This window comes from Amycolatopsis sp. DG1A-15b (assembly GCF_030285645.1).
Taxonomy (GTDB): Bacteria; Actinomycetota; Actinomycetes; order Mycobacteriales; family Pseudonocardiaceae; genus Amycolatopsis.
Genome location: NZ_CP127296.1, coordinates 2,965,177 through 2,984,755, shown reverse-complemented (window position 1 = coordinate 2,984,755; position 19,579 = coordinate 2,965,177). Strand labels below are relative to the sequence as shown.

Genomic DNA, 19,579 nt, shown 5'->3' with positions numbered 1-19,579 from the left:
CCACACCTCGCCCTCGGCGCGGGAATTGCCTCACGAACGGAGATTCTCGCCGATCGCGGACGACCGGATGTGCGTGATCGTCTTGTCCGCGACGTCTCCGGCTCGCGGTGTTCCGCCACCCGGGGCCGGGTTCGGTGGGCGGCCTGAGTCCTGTTTGTCCGGCCGGATACGCTGCCGCGGCCGAGCACACGGACCGATGGGGGACAAGGCATGGACAACACTTCCGGCGCGGGCAGAGTTCGCGTTTACGAGCCTATTCCGAATGTGCCGTCCGGGGCCGAACCGCTGTTTGCCGGGTTTGTCCGGCAATTGACCGCAATGACCATTGTCCGCATGGGGCTCAGCGGTGCGCTTGTCATGCTGGGTTTGCTGCTCGTGCTCACCGAAGGGTGGGGGAGCACGCTGCCCTACATCTACTTCGGCGTTTTCGGCGGCATGCTGGCGATGTGGACCTACGTCCTGACCGTGCAGCGGCGCATCCGGAGTCTCTTCGGGGAGCCGTACCACCGGCTCGACGTCGCTCCGGACGGGGTGCTCACGAAGGGCTCGCGGGTGTCGGTGCGGCTGCCGGACGGGCGGTGGCTGCGGACCCGGCTCCCCGGCGGGCCGCGAACGGAGCTGGCGGGCGAGCGACGGCTGTGGGTGCTCGGCACGGGCCGGCGGGTCTTCGTCCGCACGCCGGGGGCGATGTGGCTGCGGTCCGGGCGGATCGAAGACGCACCCGTTTCCGGGGCGGCGCTCGCCGAGTTCGTCCCGCGCCACCCGACGCCGCCGTCGCGTGATCCGGTCCTCGCCGCCCACCGGGCGTTCCAGGCCCGGCGAGCGGCCGTCACCGGGGTGGCGTTCCTGGTGCTGGGCGCCGCGGGGATCGCGGTCGTGTCGGCGGTGGAGTCCGAACCCGCCGGCGTCGCGGACGCGGCCGCGGTGGGCGGCATCGCCGGGGGCAGCGCGGTGTTCCTCCTGCTGGGGCTGTTGATGGCCGTCGGCAGCCTGCGGATCCGCCGTCCGATCACCGAGGACAGCTGGGTGGAACTGCGGGTCGCGCTCGACACGCCCTTCGTGCCGCGCGCTCGTACCGCGGTGCGGCTGACGGGCTGGGCGTTGTACCCGGACGGGCGGCAGACGCGGTTCCGGCTGGTCGCCGACATCTCGCTGGCCGCGAACGTCGCGGTGACCGGGCAGCTGTGGTTGCTGGGCTACCCGCCGCCGGGCAAACCGGCCAAAGCCGGTCTCCCGGGCTACCCCTGCCTGGGCAGCTTCCGCCCGGTGTGAGCCGAGCGCCGGTTGCGGCGGAATTCACCGGCGACAACTGCCGATGCCGGCAACATCACCGGCGCCGCCCTCGCCATCCACGGCGGCTACACCACCGAAACGCACTGAGCGCCCGGCGGGGATTCGCCCAGCTGCCGGTCGTGGACCCGGCGCCAGACCAGCACGGAAAGCACCGCGCCGCACAGGCAGAGGAACATGTCCCACTGCGTGTCCCAGACGTCTCCCTGGGTGGCGAGGAAAGCGTCCGCGCCGGAGCCGGCGACGAGCGCGCTGAACCATTCCACGAACTCGAAGCACGCGCTGATCGCCAGGCAGACACTCACTACCAGGAACGCGACCCAGCCGCCCGGCCGCAGCGGAGTCCGGCGCAGCAGCACCTCACGCACCGCGACAGCGGGGACGAAGCCCTGGACGAAGTGGCCGAGCCGGTCGTAGTCGTTGCGCTTCGTCCCCAGCCAGTCCTGCACCCATTCCCCGAGCGGCGTCTCCGCGTAGGTGTACTGGCCGCCGTAGCACAGCACCAGCGCGTGGAGGACCAGCAGCCAGCACAGCAGCCGCGTCAGCGGGAACCGCTTGCGCAACGCCAGCACGAGGGGCAGGCCCATCAGCACCCAGACGACTTCCAGGAGCCAGGTGCCAGGCGAGCTGGCCCGCACCCCGGTCACGGCCAGTGCCGCGACCACCACGGCGACCAGCAGCATCCCCTCGGCTCGGCCGGTTCCGCGCACCATGCGGTGAACCTACCGCGCCGACGGCGGAGGGCACAGTGGACGGTCGGACGGGGCCTCCCAGGCCGAGCCGACGGTGGCTTCGGCGCGCCCCGGAATAGTCGCTGAAAATCGAATCACCTTGTCGCGTCGCGGAACCAACCGGCCGGTCGCAGGAGTTCCGGGCCGAACCCTTGACACGTGGAAAAAACCCCGGTCCATAGTGCGGTGTCGTCGTTTCGAGGGCATTGAGCCTTTCCGTGTAACCTCCAGTTGCTTTGTGTGATCATCTTCTGGTGGGTCATGTGGTTCGATGGTGTTCGTGGTGGAGCAGCACCAGAGCGGCGGCGGCGACGTCGCCGAGGCGCCAAGGGCAACCGCGGTAGCGGCGGACGTTCTTGTAGGTGGTCTTGAGTAGCGAGTTGGCGCGTTCGCCGAGGCAGCGCAGTGCGCCGTGGATGGCGTTGTAGGCCTGCTGGTCGACGGTCAGTTGTCCGTCTTTGGGTTTCTTGAACGGCCAATGCGACGGACTTCTCCCACCGCGAAGTTGGAAGCGAGCAACTCGCCAGCGCCGCGTTGGATGACGAGACTGGTCAATAACAACTCTTGGCACGTCATCGGGCACCGGACAACCGAAGTAGCCCAGCATGAACAGCGCCGGGTCATTCGATAATCAATACAACGGCAAACGCGAGACTGAAGACCACAAACTGGACCCGTCACACGAACTCACTCCAGAGTCAGTCATGCCACACGCAACGGACCAGGCCGTCTCCCGGAGGAAACGGGCTGGTCAGACGTGGTAGCCACGACGGGATTTGAACCCGCGCTCCGCCTTGAGAGTCGCACAGAAGGTAGGACCCGAACAAGTCACATCACGAGCCACGGCATCGTCACCTGCACTCACCGCACCCTTCCCTGCACCTCCGAACAGGTACAGTCAGTAGCCCATTCCGGGGAGCGAAGCGACCACTAGCGCGGTGAGCCAGGTCGGCAGGTGTCACTCTGGTCGTCGCCGAGTACCGGACGTATGGCCGCGGCTTCCTCTGGGCAGTCCCCGAGACGTGGTGCAGCGACTCCTCCACAGCATCTCGGCGGCGGAACATCGTCTGCTGCGACAGCGTCGGCCTCGAGCTGCTCATCGTGGAGTACGACCGCCGATGCGTGTACCGTTCGTCCTGAGTCGTCATTTGGGGAGGACGTCGTGACCGACGAAATCGTGCTGGAACCACTCACCGACCGCATCGCTGTGGCCGCCGACCAGGGAATGTGGGACTGGCCGCTGGTCGCCGAGGAACACCAGGACGCCTGACCGAACGCGACTGGAACCTGATCAGTGGGCTTGGCGAAGCCCAGGCTCAAGCCTTCGCACCCGGTGATCCGCACCGCTGCAGGTGACATCGTCATCGGCAAGCTCGCGCGCAACTCCTATGTGGTGCGTGATGCGCCGCAGACCTTCGTGGACCTGCTGCTGCTCCTTGACGGTTCGCGCACGACAGCGCAGCTCGCCGAGGCGCTGCGGGCCGACGAGGACCAAGTGCGCCGGCTCGTCGAGCGACTGGCCGAGGCGGGACTGCTGGATGACGGTGCCGGCACGTCCACGTTGAGCGGGGTCGAACTGGAGCGGTACGACCGCCAGTTGCTCCAGTTCTCCGCGTACGAACGGGATTCGCTGCCTGGGTTCGCCTACCAGGAACGTCTGCGCGCCCAACGCGTGTGCCTGCTCGGCATGGGCGGCTGGGGATCGTGGCTGGCGCTGAACCTCGCGTTGACCGGTTTCGGCACGTTGCGTCTCGTCGACGGCGACCGGGTCGAACGGTCCAATCTCGGCCGGCAGGTGCTCTACGACACCTCCTCCGTGGGCCGGCTCAAGGTGACGGCGGCGCGCGACGCCCTGCGGCGGATCAACCCCCATGTCGACATCGAGGAAGTGCCGGAGTTCGTCCGCCCCGACCGTGTGCAGGTCGAACGAGTGCTGGCCGACGCGACGCTGGTCTGCCTCTGCTGGAGCGATGGCGCGCATTTCGTCCCCGGTACGACTGGGGAGATCGTTCACGAGGTGGCAGTGCAGTTGCACATCCCGGTGCTGGAGATCGCGGCGGATCCGTTCGACGTCACCGTCGGACCACTTTATCCGAACGACGGCACCGGGCCGTGCTTCCGATGTGTGCGGCCACAGCTCCAGACCCTGTGGTGGGGGTCGAGCACGACCACCTCGGAGCTGCGCAAGGCGCAGCTGAGCGTGTCACCTTTGCGGCGCACCGAGAACGCGCAAAACGCGCCCTCCCTGTCCACGATGGCAGGGCTCGCGGTGAACGACCTCATGGCCTTCGTGACCGGATACGCCGAACCGGCGCTGCTGGGACGACGGTTCGGCGTCGCGCTACGCACCCTCGAGACGAGAACCGACGAGTTCGAGTCCCGGCCGGGCTGCTGCGACACAACGGTTGGTCCCCGCTGACGAACCACTGGTGGACGTTATTTCGGCGGGGTAGGGGCGGGCGTGCTCCTCGGGCGCACGGGCTCGCCGAGCGCTGCGGCAGCGCGGTCGAAACCGAGCTGGTGTGGATGCCGGCCTCGGAGGTCGTCCGGTGGGACTGCGGGAAATGCCCAGCTCGGCGGCTAGCTCGTGTTCGGGAGGCAGCTCGGCGCCGGCGGGGAACCACCCTGATCCGGGCGATCGCCTCGTCGGTCAGGGCTTTCTCAGCCGTGCCGACCGCAAGGGCCGTACTGGTCGAGCGCCTTGCGTGCCGTCTCCGTGTCTTGGCGGTACATCGGCTCGACGGCGGATCCGTGGGTTTCGCCGGGTTTGAGGTGTGCCTTCGCTTCGGCGACGGCCTTGAGCACCGTGTCGACGCCGGCCTTCACCTCGGGCGGGGCGGTTCTCGCCAGCTTGGCGCCGGTGCCGGCGATCAGGTCGGCTTGCCGGGTGAGCTCGGCGGCCCCGGGTGCTTCCCGCCTGCTGCCGGGATCGGGCATGACCGTTTTGGCGAGGCCGGCGCTGAAGTGGAGCGCCAAGACGGAAAACACCTCCAACTGACCGCACACGGCCTCGTGCGCGGTGTCGGGGGCCGGCGAGGTGCTCGCGGTGGGTGCCGCGCTGCTCGTCGGTGGCGAAGGCGGAGGCGGTGGCGGCGTGGCGGTGCAGCCGGCGAGCGCCGTGGCGACGGCCAAAGCCACTGCCGATCTGCCGATCGTGGGCACGACTGACTCCTCGGTTCGTCGTTCTCGTGCAACGGTTTTACCGGAGGAGCTCGGGGAGGGGTCCCCGCCGGCCGGCGTCTCAGGTGCGGGACAGCAGCAGAGCGTGTGAGGATGCTTCGATGCCACCTCGCGCGCGTGCAGTCGATCCTGACCGCCTTGCCCAGTGGTGCGTGGAGCAGCTGGGCAGCCCGCCGGCGCAGGAGTTGTTCAGAGCCGGGTTCCTGTCCGCCGTCATCGGGCTGCGGCTGGCCGACGGACGTGAGGTCGTGGTCAAGGTTCGTCCGGCCTCGCCGCGGCTCGCGGCGTGTGTGGAAGTCCAGCGCCGCGTGTTCCAGGCCGGCTATCCGTGCCCGCGGCCCTTGACCGGCGCCGTGCCGTTGGGTGGCGACGTCGCGACCGCGGAGGCTTACGTTCCCGGCGGTGCGGTGCTCCCGAGCCCGCAGCACGCGGCCGTGGCCAACGCCGAGGCGTTCGCCTGGCTGATCCGGTCGGCTCCGAGGCCGGACGAAGTGCCCACGCTCGACCCGCCACCGTCGTGGGCGGCCTGGAACCACGGCGGGGACGGACTGTGGCCGCGTCCGGAGGACCCCGACGTCGACCTCGACGAGGGAGCCGGCGCGGAGTGGATCGACGATGCCGGGCGCCGCGCCCGTGACCGGCTGCGCGCCGGCGAGTCCGACGCCGTGCTCGGCCACTGCGACTGGCTTGCCGGCAATCTGCGCTGGAGCGGAGACGAACTGCTGGTGGTGCACGACTGGGATAGCGTGGTCGCGGAGAGCGAAGCCGTCCTGGCCGGTTTCGCCGCTGCGCTGTATTCGACCGTCAACGCGGACGAGCTGGCCACCGTTGAGGACACGCACCGGTTCCTCGTCGCGTATGGCCGTGCGCGTGGCCGTGAGCTCACCGCCGGCGAACTCCGGCGGGCGTGGGCGGCAGGCGTCTGGACCAGGGCCTACGACGCCAAGTACCAGCACGCGGTCGGACGGCCCGTCACCTCGCTGTCGGAGAATGAGGCCCGAGAGCGCCTCCGTCATGCCGGTGCCGGCCCGCGGTGGCCTCGAAAATCCGAAGGGTAAGCAGGGCGGCTCCCTCGGTGAACCCGTTGAGCACCAGCTTCCGGCCGTCGGCGAGCCTGACGAGGCAGCCGACGTCACCCCCGAAGGCCTTGGCGAGCACGTTCTGCTTGGTGGTGTCGACGACCGACTCGATCTCGGTCCACGGCACCTCGGTGCTCGTCTTGGCCTTGGCGTGCACGAACCCCGCCTCGTACAGCGTGAAGGACTCGCCCCGGCGGGTGACGGTCTGGCAGGCGAGCGTGACACCGAACAACACGAGACCCAGCCCGACGCCGATGATCACGCCGGGGAACATCATCGCAGCGCCCAAGGTCCCGCCTTGATCGACGATGACGACCAGGACAACCCCGAACGCGGCGACGGGCGCGCCGATGGCCGTCGCGGCCACCGCCCGCAAGGCCCGCCGGCGGTTGTCCGTCTCGAAGCGTTCGACGTAGGCGCCCAGTTCGGTCATGGACCGGACGCTAACGACGGTGCCGGGGGACCGGTCCCGGGCCGGGCCCGCCACGCTGGGTGCATGACGGAACGGCTCCGCGCTGGCGGTCCGACACCGGGTTACGAGTCATCCTCTGCTTGAAGCCCTTGGTCGATCATTCCTTGCCCGGCATCGCCTCGGTTCAGCGCGCCGATCCGGTCGTATCGAGCAGCCACGACGCGGCCACCGCGGCTCCATCGGTCCGCATCGCGGCCGCGACCGCCCGAGCCCGGGCAGCGGTTTCCGGCGCCAACGCCCGATCGAGCGCGCTCGACAGCGACTCGACCGTCGGCGTCGGACCCTCGTGGGCCACCCCGATGCCCAGCTCGGCCACCCGCCCGGCCCAGTACGGCTGGTCCACCATCTGAGCGACCACCACCTGCGGCGCGCCGGCCCGCGCGGCCACCGTCGTCGTGCCGGCGCCGCCGTGCTGCACCACCGCGGCCATCCGCGCGAACAGGGCGTGCAGGTTGACCTCGCCGACCGCGCAGCAGTCCGCGCCATCGTCGACCAGCGACAGATCGGCCCAGCCCCGCCCGACGACCACCCGGCGCCCGTGGGCCCGAATCGCCTCGATGGCCACCTTGGCGACGTCGGCCGGGGCACGCATGCTGCCGAACCCCACATACACCGGCGGATCACCGGCATCGAGGAACGCCGTGATCTCGGCGGGCAGCGGGCGGTCGTCCGGCAGAATCCACGCGCCGGTCTGCCCGACGTCGAGGTCCGACGGCTCGGGCCACGGCGCCAGCACCGGATCCGCGGCCAGCCAGGGCCGGTCGGTCAGGACGTGGCGGCGGACGTCGCCGACGGCGGGCAGGCCCATCGCTGCCCGGTGGGCGTTGAGCGCGGCGCCGAACACCGCGGTGTAGTTGCGGGCATCCAGCTCCCACCGCGCCTTGTGGTCGGTCGCCTCGGGCGGGAACGGTCGGTCCGCGAACGGCACCGGCGAATGGTGCGGCGAGGGCAGGATGACCGGGCAGTAGCTCGCATACCGGTAGCGCAGACCCAGTTTCTCGGCCACCGACCGTGCCGCGACCGGCATCAGCCCGGCCGCCACCAGCGCGTCACACCCTCGCGCTGCCGCGGCCAGCCCATCGAACTGCGCGGCGATCAGCTCCGCGACGCGCCGGGACCGGTCGCCGGCCGGCGGTGGCGTCGCCCCGTGCAACACCGGTCGCACCGGCCACCCGACCGGGATCAGCTGCACACCGACGCCGGCCAGGCGCTCCGCGAAATCTGGCGGCGCACACACCCGTACCTGCGCGCCCAGTTCCCGCGCCCGTACGGCCAGCCCGACCAGAGGCTCGACATCCCCGCGCGACCCGTAGGTCGACAACAACACGCGCACGTGGCCACTCCCGTCTCCGCCCGCCATTCTGGAGACGGGAGCGGGGATCGCGGGTCCGCAGTTCTACCCGCGACCACCCGCGCGTCAGGTGTTCAGGTGCCTGCGGAAGAAGCGGTCCCCGGCCTCGAACGGCGGGACGCCGGTGTGCCCGGCGGCCGTGCGCCCGCCGCCGACGTCCCGGCGCAACTGCGGGCGTAGGAAGGAGGGACGCCCCGGCTCGTTCGGCGAAGAAGACGCCGACGTCGCCCTGATGCTCCCCCTCCGGCCGGACCTGGCCGATCAGGCACGCCACCGCGTCGTGTCCCTGCCCCTGGAATGGCACAGCGTCGCCATCCACGCCGCCGGAAGCCCGCAGGACAGCCGGTCGGCGCTCGCCGCCGTCATCCAGTTCCTCACCAGCAAGGCACTGGCCTTCGTCACGAGCACCGCCGGGACGGGCGACGCCGGCCACGGCGAAAGAGGCCGTGACCGTCCGGATCGGATGATCACGGCCGCTTCGGTGCGCGCGGCTCGCCGCCGCGGTCAGTCCTCGGCCAGCTCCGCGAAGAACTCGCTGATGTCCCGGCCCAGGCTCTCCGGTGCCTCGACGGCCGGGAAGTGCCCGCCGCGGGGCATCACGGTGTACCGCCGCAGGGCGAAGTAGCTTTCCACCCACTTGCGCGGAACGGCCGCGGGCTCCTTCGGGTAGGCGGCGACCGCGGTCGGCACCTCGATCACCGGAAGCCGGTCGTGGCGCGGCACCCACGGCGCGCGGAAGCTTTCGGCGTACAGCCGGGCCGCGCTGCCCATCGAGTTGGTGAACCAGTACAGCGAAAGCGTGGTGAGCACCCGGTCGCGGGGGTAGGCGGTCTCGAAGTCACCCTCGTGGTCGGTCCAGCCGTGCAGCTTCTCCACGAGCCACGCGGCGGTCGCCGCCGGTGAGTCACCCAGGTAGGCCACCGTCTGGGGGCGGGTCAGGTGCATCAGGAAGTAGCCGTTGCCGGTCTGCGCCCAAGCCGCGTTGGCCGTCTGCCGCACCTGCTCGTCCGGGGCCCAGAGCTCCTGCGGCACCGGTGCGCCGTCCAGCGGGTAGGGCATCGTGCTGTGGAAACCGGCGACGGCCTCGGGCCGGGTGTGCACCAGGTGCTGGCCGACGATGGCGCCCCAGTCCGAGCCGTAGACGCCGTAGCGCTCGAAACCCAGCACCTCGGTCATCAGGTGGTGGAACATCTCGGCGATCTCGGCGAAGCCGATGCCCGGCCGTGCCAGCGGCGTCGAGAACCCGTAGCCGGGCAGGTCCGGCAGGATCACCTCGTGCCCGGCGAGGTGCGGCAGGACCTCCGCGAAGTCCCAGAACGTCCACGGCCAGCCGCCGATCAGCAGCAGCGGGACACCGTCCCCGCCCGGGGCGCGCAGGTAGTGCACCGGCTGCCCGTCGATTTCCACGCGGTAGTGCTCGTGGACGTTCATCGCCGCTTCGTGCGCGCGCCAGTCGTAGTCGTCGCGCCAGGCCGTGAGCAGCCCGGCGAGGTACTCCTGGTTGGTGCCGTAGGCCCAGGTGTCGTTGCCGAGGTCGCCCGGCAGGCGGGTTTGCGACAGCCGGCGGTGGAGGTCTTCGATCGCCTCGTCCGGTATGGCGATGCGGAACGGTTCCGGTGTGGCCACGTCTTCACCTTTCGCTTTCTTCTCGGGACGGCCGGCTCGCCGGAGTGGCGGGGGGCGAGGGAGCGGAGGCCGCTTTGCGCGCGCCGCGCAGCACGCGCAGCGCGAACGACGGCCGCATCAGCGCCGTGGGCGGGTCGACCAGCCCGGCGACGCGCACGAAAGCGGCGGTGACCGCGGGGTCGGCTGAGGCGGCGGCGTGCAGCTTCGCGGTGAAGGCGTTGCTGATCCGCGACTTCACCGTCCGGTGCCCTTCGGCGCCGGGGAAGCCGAGGTCCCCGCCGGCGGCGATCTCCCACGGTGCATCCAGCACCCGCGAGATGTCGCGGAAGTAGCCGTGGGCCGGGATCGGCTCGCCGGTGCGCAGGTGCCGGCGCAGCGTCAGCGCCTGCAACGCCGCCACGGTGATCCCCTGGCCGTACACGGGGTTGAAGCTGCAGACGGCATCGCCGAGCACGATGAAGGACTCCGGGAACCGCTCCAGGCGTTCGTACCGCCGCCGGATGCTGGCCGGGTAGCGGAACGCGGTCGGCTCCTCGAGGAACTGCGCGTCGCGGATGGCCTCGTAGATGTCCGGCACCGGCAGCGACCGCGCGTACGCCACGAAGCCTTCGGGGTCGGTCGGCGGGTGATCGCCCAGCACCCCCGTCAGCGAGACGATGCACCGGTGGTCCGACAGCTTCGTGAGGAAGCCGCCCCGCGGGTGCGCGGGAGTGGCCACGGGGTTGACCGAGACGTCTTCGCCGAACGGGTCGTGCGTCAGCGCGAACCGGCAGGAGGTGTAGGTCAGCCCGATCTTGACCCGCTCTTCGGCGACCTGCGGGTACCCGAGGGCGGTGAGCCAGGACGGCGTCCGGCTGCCCTTCCCGGTGGCGTCGACCACGAGGCCGGCGTGCAGGGTCTCGGCCACCGTGGCCGCGCCGCGCCGCTGCACCCGTGCGCCGGTGACGCACGTCCCGCCTTCGTCGGTGACGAGACCGACGATGTCGTGCTCTTCCAGGAACCGCACGTTCGGCAGCTTCGCCACCCGGCGCCGGACGTGGTATTCGATCACCGGCCGGTAGCCGCCCACGACGAGCAGCCCGCTTTCGGCGGGACTCAGCCGCCGGCCGTTGAAGTACCAGCGCAACTGGCTGCCCAGGTCGCCGGCTTCGACGCCCGCGGCCGTCATCTCCGCGGTGAGCCCGGGGAACAGCTCTTCGAGCACCTGCTGGCCGCGGGCGAGCAGGCCGTGCGTGTGCCTGCCCTGGGGCACACCGCGCCGGGCGCTGTCCGTATCGGACAGACGGTCCCGGTCGACCACGGTCACATCGGCGCCGGACTCGGCCAGCACCTTCGCGGCCAGCAGGCCGGCCATGCTCCCGCCGAGCACGACCGCGGTGCGGCCGGCTCCTTCGCTCATGTCCTCATCTCCTCGAATTCCCGGGCCGATGGGAGCCGGCCGTCAGTTCCGACGGCCGAGCGCGCCGTACATCCGGCGGTTGGTGTCGCCGGAGCGGTGCCACAGACCGGTCGGGACCAGGCCGGGTGACTCCAGTTCGAAGCCCGTGAACAGCTTCTCGATCTCGCCGAAGGAGCGGAACACCATCGGGGACGTCGCGTTCCGGTAGATGGCCTCCATCTTGGCGCGTTCTTCATCCGGCGCCTCGTCGGCGTTGAGGTGCGACAGCGCCAGGTAGGAGCCGGGCACCATCCGGTCGCGGAACGCGCGCAGGATGCCGTCCGGGTCGTCGTCGTCGGTGATGAAGTGGAAGACCGCGACGCACAGCAGCGCCACCGGCTCGTCGAAGTCGATCAGCCCGGTGAGGCCCGGGTGCTCCAGGATGGAGGCGGGGTCGCGCAGATCGGCGGTGAGGAGGCTCGTGATCCGCTTCTCCTCGTCGCTCAGCAGGGTGGCGCCCTGCGTGGCGACCACCGGGTCGTTGTCGACGTAGACCACCCGCGCGTCCGGCACCGACCGGCGCGCGACCTGGTGGGTGTTCTCCTGGCTGGGCAGGCCCGCGCCGATGTCGATGTACTGCCGGATCCCGTGCTCGGCCGCGAGGTGCTGCACGACCCGCCCGAGGAAGTTCCGGTTCTCCCAGACCACGTCCTTGGTCAGCAGCTCGCCGACCTGGCCGATGACCGCGTCGCCGGCGGCGCGGTCGACGGCGAAGTTGTTGTCGCCGTGCAGGAAGTAGTCGTACATCCGGGCCGGCGAGGGCTTCTCGGCCGGGTTCGCTTCGTCGATCGCCACGACGTCTCCTTGGTCTCGGTGGGCTCAGCCCGCGGTGGGACTGCTCTGGTGCGACATCGGCTCGAGCTGTCCGGACCGGCGCGTCACGTTCCACCGGCCCTTCACCGTCGCACCGGCCAGCGGGCCGGAGAAGCCCTCCCCGGTGGACGAACGGAAGCAGGGCGGGCCGCCGAGCACCCGGCCGCGGGGCCCGGCCTCGATGACATGGTCGTCCGTGTCAGGCATGGGGAACGGGACCGCCGGCCGCGGTGGTCAGCCGGGTGGGCTTCTCCGGGCGCGGCAGGACATAGCCCTTTTTCGCGGTGCGTTCCAGCCACCACTGGGCGATCGCCAGGTTGATGAACGTGCCGATCCAGCTGGCCGTCTCGAGCACCAGCCCGAAGCTGTGCTGGATCACCTCGGGGAAGAAGATCAGCAGGCCGAGGATCAGGATCCGGCCCCAGATGATCTGGGCGCACAACGCGTAGCTGTAGATCATGAAGCGGCGGTGCTTGGCGAACTGGCGCCTGCGCACCGCGCGCAGGGCCACGAACGTGAAGATCAGCCAGAGCCCGCCTTCCATCGCGTCGCCGACCGGGCCGCCGGCGAACGGGGTGATGAGCAGGGCCAGCACCCCGCCGGGCACCACGCCGGCGTAGATGTAGACCCGGCCCGAGACGCGGTGCAGCTTGGGGTGCTTGCGGATGATCCACGGCGACAGCTGCAGCACGACGGAGGTGAAGGCGATCGTCCCGCAGGCGATGTGCAGCACCAGCGCCGGGTAGTGCCACCAGATGTCCTGGCGCAGGTTCGGGACCCGGGCCTTGCTCGGGTCGAGGCCGAGGTAGGGCGGCAACGCGTAGCTGAAGAACACCAGTGTCAGAAGGGCAGGCGGGAAAATGCCCAGCCGACGCCACCAGGGCTTCCGGATTTCGGTGGTCGCAGCCGGGTTCGACTCGCCACCCGGCAGTGCGTCGAGACGGTCCAGTTGATCGGTCACGGTGAGCCTCTTCTCTTCTGGCAGCGTGCGAGCCGGTGCCGGCCCGTTCCCGGGGCGCGCGCCGGCATGAGGTCGGGTGAGCGATTCCGTGGCCCGGCCGGGTGAACGGCTGCGCCCGGGTGGACGTCCGCACTCCGGGCACGACGTCTCCATGATGGATCCGCCGCCGCGGAGGACCTTCTCCCAGGGTGCGAAGATCCACGCCGGGCCCGGCCGGGGCGCGACCCGGCTCCTGTGCTCGGAGCCGGGTCGCGGGAATCCTTCCGGTGCCGCGGCCAGAAGCGGAACAGGACGAGCGCACCAGGCCGGACTGCTCGGGCCGGACACCGGTGAGCATCGCGATGTAGGAAGCCACGACGCCGGCGCCGAGCCCTGGACCGAACACGAGCAGCCCGAAGAACAGGTCGCCGAAATACGTGCCGCCCACGGGCACCCGGGCCGGCAGCAGGCAGCCGACGGCGGTCAGCAGCGTGCCCGAGGCGGCCGGCCGGAAGCTCAACTTTGCCACCAGTTCTGGCCGGCCATCGAGCCGACCACGGTGCGCGCGGTCATCACGATCGGGCCGACGCCGTAGCCGAGGCCGTGCACCTCCCCGGCCGGCCGGCGGCCCGGCGGATCAGCTGTAGGCGCGTGCCTGGAGGGAGTAGAGATCCGCGTACAGGCCGCCCGACTTCGTCAGCGTCGCGTGGTCGCCGATCTCCGCGATCCGGCCGTTCTGGATCACGACGATCACGTCCGCGTGGCGGACCGTCGAGAAGCGGTGTGAGACGAACACGCTGATCGCCCCGGTTTCCGCGCCGAGCCGGCGCCCTTCCGCCGCGTACCGCTCGAACAGCGCGTGCTCCGCCTCCGGGTCCAGGGCCGACGTCGGCTCGTCGAGCACGAACAGGAGCGGATCCTGCCGCATCATCGACCGGCCGAGCGCCAGCTTCTGCCACTGTCCGCCGGACAGCTCCGTGCCGTCGGCGAAACTCGTGCCGAGCTGGGTGTCCAGGCCGTCCGGCAGCTCGCGGAGCACCCCGGCCGCGTCGGCCCGGTCGATGGCCGCCCGGACGGCGAGGTCCGAGGACACCCGCGGCAGGTCGCCGACGCCGACCGCGGTCCGGGCGGAGAACTCGTACCGCACGAAGTCCTGGAAAGCGGCCGTGATCCGGCTGCGCCACTCCGTGATGGACAGCCGGCGCAGGTCTGTGCCGTCGACCAGGACCCGGCCGGCGGACGGGCGGTAGAACCCGCAGAGCAGCTTGACGAGCGTGCTCTTGCCCGCGCCGTTCTCGCCGACCACGGCGACCGTCGCGCCGGCGGGCAGGGTGAGCTGCAGGTTTTCGAGCACCGGCCTGTCGGTGCCCGGGTAGGTGAACGCGACGTCCTCGAAACTGATCCCGGCGTTCAGCCGGGCGGGCGGCGGAAGTTCCGCGGAATCGGTGCCGGTGTGCGCCTCGGTCACGGCGTCGCGCAGCTCGTCCAGGCGCCGGTAGGCCCCCGCCGACCGCTGCAGGGTCTGCAGCAGGGTGACGGCGAGCGTCACCTGCTGGCTGACCTGGACGGCGAGCGTGAGCACGAGCACCACGTCGCCGACACTGCGGCGGCCGGCGATGGCGTCGCGGAGCACGAGCAGCACCGCGCCGACGTAAGCGACCGCGAAGACGACCTGGCCCGCCGCCCGGATCCCGGTGGCGACGAGGTGGGCCCGGCGCAGCCCCCGGGTCGCGGTGTCCCACAGCTGCTCGTGCTTGCCGAGGACCTCTTGTCCCAGGCGGAAGACGCGCAGTTCGCCGGCCGCGCGTGCCGACGTGCTGAGCCGGAAGAGGTTCAGCGCCACCCGGGTCGGCTCGGCGGTCTCCGTCTTCGACCGGTCGAGCACCTGCTCGGCTCGCTTGCCCGCCACCAGCGGCGGGATCGCGGCCAGCGGCAGCAGGAGCAGGATGGGGTTCGTCGTGGCCAGGAGGACCCCGGTGACGACGACGGCGAGGACGAGCCCGACGCTCAGCAGCAGTGCCTCGAGGCTCGCCCGCAGCTGACGGCTTTCCTGCTGCAGCACGGTGATCGTGTCGGCGCGGGCGGCCTGTTCGTGGTGCTCGATCCCGGGTGAGCCGTTGGACAGGACGATGAGCTGCTCGTCGAAGTCCAGCTCGGCCAGCTCCGACAGTTCGAAGTAGGCGATGTGGGCGAAGTGGGCGAAGGTGAACGCCGCCAGGGCGAGGACCGCGACGACGACGCCGGCGTAGGCGGCCGCCTCGAACCGGCCGCCGACGACGGCGTCGGCCATCCGGCCCAGTGCCAACGCGACCAGCGGCGCCGCCACGGCACCGGCCACCATCAAAGCCACCGAAACGATGGTCTTCCGCCGGTCGATCCGCCACGCCGTGGCGATCAGCTTCCACGAACCGGCCAGCACTTCCTTCATGCCGGCACCTCCTCGATGTCGGCGGTGTCCACGAACTGGTCGGCCTGGAGCCGGAACAGGTGCGCGTACCGGCCGTTCGCGGCCAGCAGCTCTTCGTGGCTGCCCTGCTCGGTCACCTTGCCGTGCTCCAGCACCACGATCCGGTCGGCGTGCCGGACGGTCGAGAACCGGTGGGAGATCAGCAGGGTCGTCGCGCCGTGGGTGAGATCGGCGAACTCGTCGAAGAACCCGGCCTCCGCCCGTACGTCCAAGCTCGCGGTCGGCTCGTCGAGCACGATGACCGGAGAGCCGTGACGCAGCGCGAAGAGCGCCCGGGCCAGTGCGACGCGCTGCCACTGTCCGCCGGAGAGCTCCGCGCCGCCGGTGAGCTGACGGGCCAGCGGGGTGTCCAGGCCACGGGGGAGGGCCTCGAGGAACTCGCCGAGCCCGACGGCGTCGGCGGCGGCGCGGATCCCGGCCCGGTCGTCGAGGAAGTCCCGGGACCCGAAGCCGATGTTGTCCGCGACGGAGGACTCGTACCGCAGGAAGTCCTGGAAGATGACGGCGAGCTTGGCCCGCCACTCGTCGACCTGGTAGGACCGGATGTCGACGCCGTCGACGCGCACGGCACCGCTTTCGGGTTCGTAGAGCCGCGCCAGCAGTTTCACCAGCGTGGTCTTGCCGGCCCCGTTCACCCCGACGAGGGCGGTGCAGTGCCCCACCGGGATCTTCAGGTCGAGACCGTCGAACACCGGGCGCTCCCGCCCGGGGTAGCGGAACACCACGTTGTCGAAGTGGATGACCGACGCCGGCGTCGGGACGGGGCCCGGCTTCGCGCCCGGGCGGCCGGGGAGCAGCGCGGCGGGGTTCTCCTCGAGGTAGCTGTCCACCCGCGAGCGGTACCGGCGCACCGCGTCGTACCCGATCATCCCGATCGCGGTCTGCGGATCGGCTTCGGGGTAGAACTCGCCCAGCCGCAGCCCGCTCAGCACCACCTGCATGACGACCACGAACCCGGTCAGCGTCAGTGCCTCCGGCGCGGTGGCGCCGATCACCGCGAACGTCGTGCCGATGACCGCGAGGGCGCACCCGGTGAAGAACACGAAGGGCCACAGGTAGACCTTCCGCCTCTTCGTCCACAGTGGGCGGATCACGGTGAGGAACGCCTCGCGAACCGCGTCGCGGAGCCAGTCCACGAGCCCGAAGACGCGGATCTCCTTGCCCGCGGCCGGTTCGATGGCCAGCCGGCGCAGGTAGTCGCTCTTGCGCTCGTCGCGGGCGAGCGCGATCCGCACTTCGGCGTACTTGCGCAGCCCGCCGCGCTGCCCGTACCGGAACAGCATGACGACCACGACGAGCCCGGCCGCCGCGAGCCAGGAGAACACCACGCCGACGACGACGGCGTAACCCGCGAGCTGGGTGTACCGGGCGACCAGCGCGAGGAGCCCGGCGCCGGCCTGCCCCGGGCTCAGCGGCCCGAACTCGAGGTCGCGTGCCGCCGTGGCCAGGTCGTCGAGGACGTCCTGGTCCTCGAGCGGGGCCACTCCGGGACTGCGCAGTGACGTGGCCATCAGGTCGCGGAAAACCCGGCCGTCGATCCGCCGGGCGACGAACTCGCCCAGGGAGTTCTGGATCGGCGCGATGATCTGCTGGGCCACGAAGGCGGCCGCGGCCGCGGCGAACACGGTCGCCAGCCCGGTCCAGGCCGCCGAACCGGGGCCGCCCGCGACGGCGGCGGGGACCCGCCCCAGTACGACGCTGGTCATCAGGACGAAGACGACGGGCAGCGCGCCGAGGACGAGGTTCACCACCAGCAGCAGGGCGACGAGCGGGCCGCCCGAGTGCACCAGCAGCCGCGCGATGTGCCACCGGGGCAGCACCAGCCCGACCAGGCGGTTGGGGGATGACGATTCCTTCACGACACTCCCTCCGGAGGTGTCACGGCCGGTCCCCGAGAACCGACTCGTCGAACAACGGCGCTCGCCTGCCGATGCGGCGGGCTTCGGCGAGCAGGTCGGCACCCCAGCGGGTCCACAACCCGGCGAGCCGGGAGGTGAGCAGCACGCGGTCCACCGACCCGTCGGCGAGCGGGGTCCGCAGGCCGATGGCGTGGTGACCGCGGTGCTTGCCGTCCGCCAGGGCCCGGTCGAGCACGGTCCGGTCGAACTCGAAGAGCACGGCCGTGGCCAGCTCGTCCGGGATGTCGTCGCCGGCCCCGAAGACGGCCACCTGCTCGTCGGGCCCGAGCCGGCCGGCGAGGTCGCGCAGCTCGGCCCCGGCACCGGGTTCGGCGATGCCATCGCGGAGATCGCACAGGTGCCGGTAGTCGTCGTCCCAGGTCCACAGCTCTCGCTTGTGCACCAGCGTCCGGCCGATCTCGACGACGGGTTCCCGGTACCGGTCGAGGAACAGGTCCATGTTGTGCTGGAAGCTCTGCCAGTTGCCCTGGATGTCACGCTCGTGGGGCCACTCGACGTGCCACGCGTCGCGCAGGAACCGGAAGGGCAGGCCGCGCTTGAAGATCCGGAAGGCGAACTCGAGGTCCTCGACGCCCCAGCCGTGGTACAGCTCGTCGAAGCCGCCGATCTCCCAGAAGTCGGCCACGCGCATGGAGCAGTTGCTGGTCCAGAAGAACGACCACGGCACCGCCCGGCGGTTCAGGTCGAAGCCGCACTGCGCGAGTGCGTCGTGGCGAACGTCCCGGAACGCGGGTTCGTCGCGGAGGGCCAGGATCACCTGCTCGGGCGTTGCGGACCCGAGCATGTCGGCGAGCCCGGGCATCGGGTCTTCGGGGTTGTAGCCGTAGGCGTAGCCGACGACCGCGCACGGCTCGTCGTCGTGCGCGGCCAGGTGGTGTTCGAGGAAACCGGGCCCGATCATCGCCCCGGTGTCGAGGAAGACCAGGATCGGCGCGGCCGCCAGCTTGGCGCCGGCGTTGCGCGCGACCCCCGCGCGGAAGCCCAGGTCTTCCTGGAAGTGGTATTTGAGGTGGAGCTGTCCCGCGAAGGATTCGACGGTTTCCGCCGTGGCGTCGGACGAGCCGTCGTCGCAGACGATGACCTCGAACTCGTCGCGGGGCAGCCGCTGCGTGGCGAGCTGGCCGAGCAGCTTCGCCAGCAGCCCGCAGCGGTTGTAGGTCGGGATGACCACGGAGAGCCGGGGCGGCGCCGCGGGGCTCCCGCCGTGCGCGGCGCTCATCCGGCCAGCTCCTGCCCGGCGCGGAACTCGGCACAGGTCGGCAGGCCCCGGGCGATCGCGACCTCGTTGAAGTCGAAGAACATCACCGGCGGGTCCTCGGCGAGCATCCGGATGAGCGGCGTGTCGTACTTGGCTGCCATGTACCGCTGGTTGGCCATGGCGTCGCGCATGTTCTCTTCGAAGCTCTTGTGGTGCGGCGCGTGGATCGCGGCCGCGTCACGGGCGAGGACGATCCGGGCGCCGTCGCGGTGCAGCCGGTAGGCGAGGTCGACGTCCTCCGAGCCCCAGCTGCGGAACGCCTCGTCGAACATGCCGACCGCGCGCAGCTGGGCGGTGCGCGCCGAAGCGTTGCACGTCCAGTAGGCCAGCCAGGGCGCGGGCAGGTCGCCGAAGTCGTCGGTGTGCCGGCGGTAGAACTCCTCCCGCACGTCGAGCCAGCGCTGCTCGCGCCGGAGCTTGTCGATCGTCGCGGACGGGTTGTCGAAGTCGACTTCGGCGTTGATCAGCTCGGCGTCTTCGTTGTCGATGTTGAAGCAGTAGACGTACCCGCACACCGCGACGGGGTTCTCACCGGCGTGGGCTTCGACGTGCGCCCGGAGAGCACCGGAGTGCAGCAGCACCCCGGAATCGACGAACACGCAGACGTCGCCCTGGGCGTGGGTGATGCCGACATTGCGGGCCTTGGCCACCCGCCAGCCCAGGTCCTCCTGGAAGAAGTACCGGATGTTGATGCGGTCTTCGTACTGTGGAACGAGTTCCGCGGTCGAGTCACCGGACCCGTCGTCGACGACGAGCACTTCGAACTCGTCTTCCCGGAGGTCCTGCCGGGTCAGCGAATCGAGGGTGTGCCGGAGCAGCTCCACCCGGTTGTACGTGGGAACGACGACGCTGCACTTCACTTTGCCGCCCATCTCGTCTCCTCGCCCACCGTTTCGATGGCTGGTTGGATACGCGGGGCGGCACCCTGGCAGGCGAAGTCGCACGCACCGACGCTACGAGCAGCTTGGAGGTCCCCGCCGGACCGCCGCATCTTTCGCCGTGCTGTCCTCGCGCG

General features: G+C 70.7%; 17 protein-coding genes. 3 read left to right on the top strand and 14 right to left on the bottom strand.

Features of this window, described 5'->3' with window-relative positions; translation table 11 throughout:
- Window positions 1–333: 333 nt before the first annotated feature.
- Window positions 334–1,272, top strand: coding sequence for a hypothetical protein (locus tag QRY02_RS13705; RefSeq protein WP_285991898.1), 939 nt, complete (start codon window positions 334–336; stop codon window positions 1,270–1,272).
- A gap of 86 nt (window positions 1,273–1,358) precedes the next feature.
- Here the strand turns inward: QRY02_RS13705 and QRY02_RS13700 are convergent, their stop codons facing one another.
- Together QRY02_RS13700 and QRY02_RS13695 are read right to left on the bottom strand one after the other, a co-directional pair.
- Complete coding sequence (locus QRY02_RS13700; protein ID WP_285991897.1) at window positions 1,359–2,003, bottom strand: DUF2238 domain-containing protein; 645 nt, start codon at window positions 2,001–2,003, stop codon at window positions 1,359–1,361.
- 277 nt (window positions 2,004–2,280) lie between these two features.
- A complete protein-coding gene (locus QRY02_RS13695) occupies window positions 2,281–2,628 on the bottom strand; it encodes a transposase family protein (RefSeq protein WP_285991896.1) in 348 nt (115 codons plus the stop codon).
- Between the two features lie 726 nt (window positions 2,629–3,354).
- Between QRY02_RS13695 and QRY02_RS13690 the strand changes: the two genes are divergently transcribed.
- On the top strand, window positions 3,355–4,440 hold the full coding sequence (locus tag QRY02_RS13690; protein ID WP_285991895.1) for a ThiF family adenylyltransferase: 1,086 nt from the start codon (window positions 3,355–3,357) through the stop codon (window positions 4,438–4,440).
- Window positions 4,441–4,682: 242 nt separating this feature from the next.
- On the opposite strand, the gene QRY02_RS13680 is transcribed toward QRY02_RS13690, so the two are convergent.
- On the bottom strand, window positions 4,683–5,183 hold the full coding sequence (locus QRY02_RS13680; protein WP_285991894.1) for a hypothetical protein: 501 nt from the start codon (window positions 5,181–5,183) through the stop codon (window positions 4,683–4,685).
- A 170-nt stretch (window positions 5,184–5,353) separates the two neighbouring features.
- On the opposite strand from QRY02_RS13680, the gene QRY02_RS13675 reads away from it, so the two are divergent.
- A complete protein-coding gene (locus QRY02_RS13675) occupies window positions 5,354–6,259 on the top strand; it encodes a phosphotransferase (RefSeq protein ID WP_285991893.1) in 906 nt (301 codons plus the stop codon).
- On the opposite strand, the gene QRY02_RS13670 is transcribed toward QRY02_RS13675, so the two are convergent.
- The 11 genes from QRY02_RS13670 to QRY02_RS13620 all read right to left on the bottom strand — a co-directional run bounded on the left by QRY02_RS13670 (window position 6,174) and on the right by QRY02_RS13620 (window position 19,436).
- Complete coding sequence (locus QRY02_RS13670) at window positions 6,174–6,713, bottom strand: hypothetical protein (protein WP_285991892.1); 540 nt, start codon at window positions 6,711–6,713, stop codon at window positions 6,174–6,176. The genes QRY02_RS13675 and QRY02_RS13670 overlap by 86 nt on opposite strands.
- A 163-nt stretch (window positions 6,714–6,876) precedes the next feature.
- Entirely contained in the window at window positions 6,877–8,085 is a 1,209-nt protein-coding gene (locus QRY02_RS13665) for a glycosyltransferase (protein WP_285991891.1), read from the bottom strand.
- 522 nt (window positions 8,086–8,607) lie between these two features.
- Window positions 8,608–9,729, bottom strand: coding sequence for an epoxide hydrolase family protein (locus QRY02_RS13660; RefSeq protein ID WP_285991890.1), 1,122 nt, complete (start codon window positions 9,727–9,729; stop codon window positions 8,608–8,610).
- 4 nt (window positions 9,730–9,733) lie between these two features.
- Window positions 9,734–11,128, bottom strand: a complete 1,395-nt coding sequence (locus QRY02_RS13655) for an FAD-dependent oxidoreductase (RefSeq protein WP_285991889.1) — start codon at window positions 11,126–11,128, stop codon at window positions 9,734–9,736.
- A gap of 42 nt (window positions 11,129–11,170) precedes the next feature.
- Window positions 11,171–11,962: an SAM-dependent methyltransferase gene (locus QRY02_RS13650; protein WP_013227360.1), complete on the bottom strand. Its 792-nt coding sequence runs from the start codon at window positions 11,960–11,962 to the stop codon at window positions 11,171–11,173.
- Window positions 11,963–11,986: 24 nt separating this feature from the next.
- Window positions 11,987–12,187, bottom strand: coding sequence for a hypothetical protein (locus QRY02_RS13645; protein WP_285991888.1), 201 nt, complete (start codon window positions 12,185–12,187; stop codon window positions 11,987–11,989).
- A complete protein-coding gene (locus QRY02_RS13640; RefSeq protein WP_285991887.1) occupies window positions 12,180–12,941 on the bottom strand; it encodes a DUF2306 domain-containing protein in 762 nt (253 codons plus the stop codon). Before QRY02_RS13640 ends, QRY02_RS13645 begins: the two co-directional genes overlap by 8 nt.
- Window positions 12,942–13,557: 616 nt before the next feature.
- Window positions 13,558–15,348, bottom strand: a complete 1,791-nt coding sequence (locus tag QRY02_RS13635; RefSeq protein WP_285991886.1) for an ABC transporter ATP-binding protein — start codon at window positions 15,346–15,348, stop codon at window positions 13,558–13,560.
- Window positions 15,345–17,246 carry an ABC transporter ATP-binding protein gene (locus tag QRY02_RS13630; RefSeq protein ID WP_285991885.1) on the bottom strand — a complete coding sequence of 634 codons (1,902 nt, stop codon included), beginning with the start codon at window positions 17,244–17,246 and terminating at the stop codon, window positions 15,345–15,347. Before QRY02_RS13630 ends, QRY02_RS13635 begins: the two co-directional genes overlap by 4 nt.
- Window positions 17,247–17,265: 19 nt before the next feature.
- Window positions 17,266–18,525, bottom strand: a complete 1,260-nt coding sequence (locus QRY02_RS13625) for a glycosyltransferase family 2 protein (protein ID WP_285991884.1) — start codon at window positions 18,523–18,525, stop codon at window positions 17,266–17,268.
- Window positions 18,522–19,436 (bottom strand): glycosyltransferase, encoded by a 915-nt coding sequence (locus QRY02_RS13620; RefSeq protein WP_285991883.1) that lies wholly within the window; start codon window positions 19,434–19,436, stop codon window positions 18,522–18,524. The genes QRY02_RS13625 and QRY02_RS13620 overlap by 4 nt, the downstream gene beginning before the upstream one ends.
- Window positions 19,437–19,579: the final 143 nt, after the last annotated feature.

Bases quoted from the DNA above. Each gene is read 5' to 3' on its own strand.
- QRY02_RS13700 (WP_285991897.1), bottom strand. From the start codon at position 2,003: ATGGTGCGCGGAACCGGCCGAGCCGAGGGGATGCTGCTGGTCGCCGTG.
- QRY02_RS13695 (WP_285991896.1), bottom strand. From the start codon at position 2,628: ATGCTGGGCTACTTCGGTTGTCCGGTGCCCGATGACGTGCCAAGAGTT.
- QRY02_RS13635 (WP_285991886.1), bottom strand. From the start codon at position 15,348: ATGAAGGAAGTGCTGGCCGGTTCGTGGAAGCTGATCGCCACGGCGTGG.
- QRY02_RS13655 (WP_285991889.1), bottom strand. From the start codon at position 11,128: ATGAGCGAAGGAGCCGGCCGCACCGCGGTCGTGCTCGGCGGGAGCATG.
- QRY02_RS13620 (WP_285991883.1), bottom strand. From the start codon at position 19,436: ATGGGCGGCAAAGTGAAGTGCAGCGTCGTCGTTCCCACGTACAACCGG.
- QRY02_RS13670 (WP_285991892.1), bottom strand. From the start codon at position 6,713: ATGACCGAACTGGGCGCCTACGTCGAACGCTTCGAGACGGACAACCGC.
- QRY02_RS13625 (WP_285991884.1), bottom strand. From the start codon at position 18,525: ATGAGCGCCGCGCACGGCGGGAGCCCCGCGGCGCCGCCCCGGCTCTCC.
- QRY02_RS13645 (WP_285991888.1), bottom strand. From the start codon at position 12,187: ATGCCTGACACGGACGACCATGTCATCGAGGCCGGGCCCCGCGGCCGG.
- QRY02_RS13705 (WP_285991898.1), top strand. From the start codon at position 334: ATGGGGCTCAGCGGTGCGCTTGTCATGCTGGGTTTGCTGCTCGTGCTC.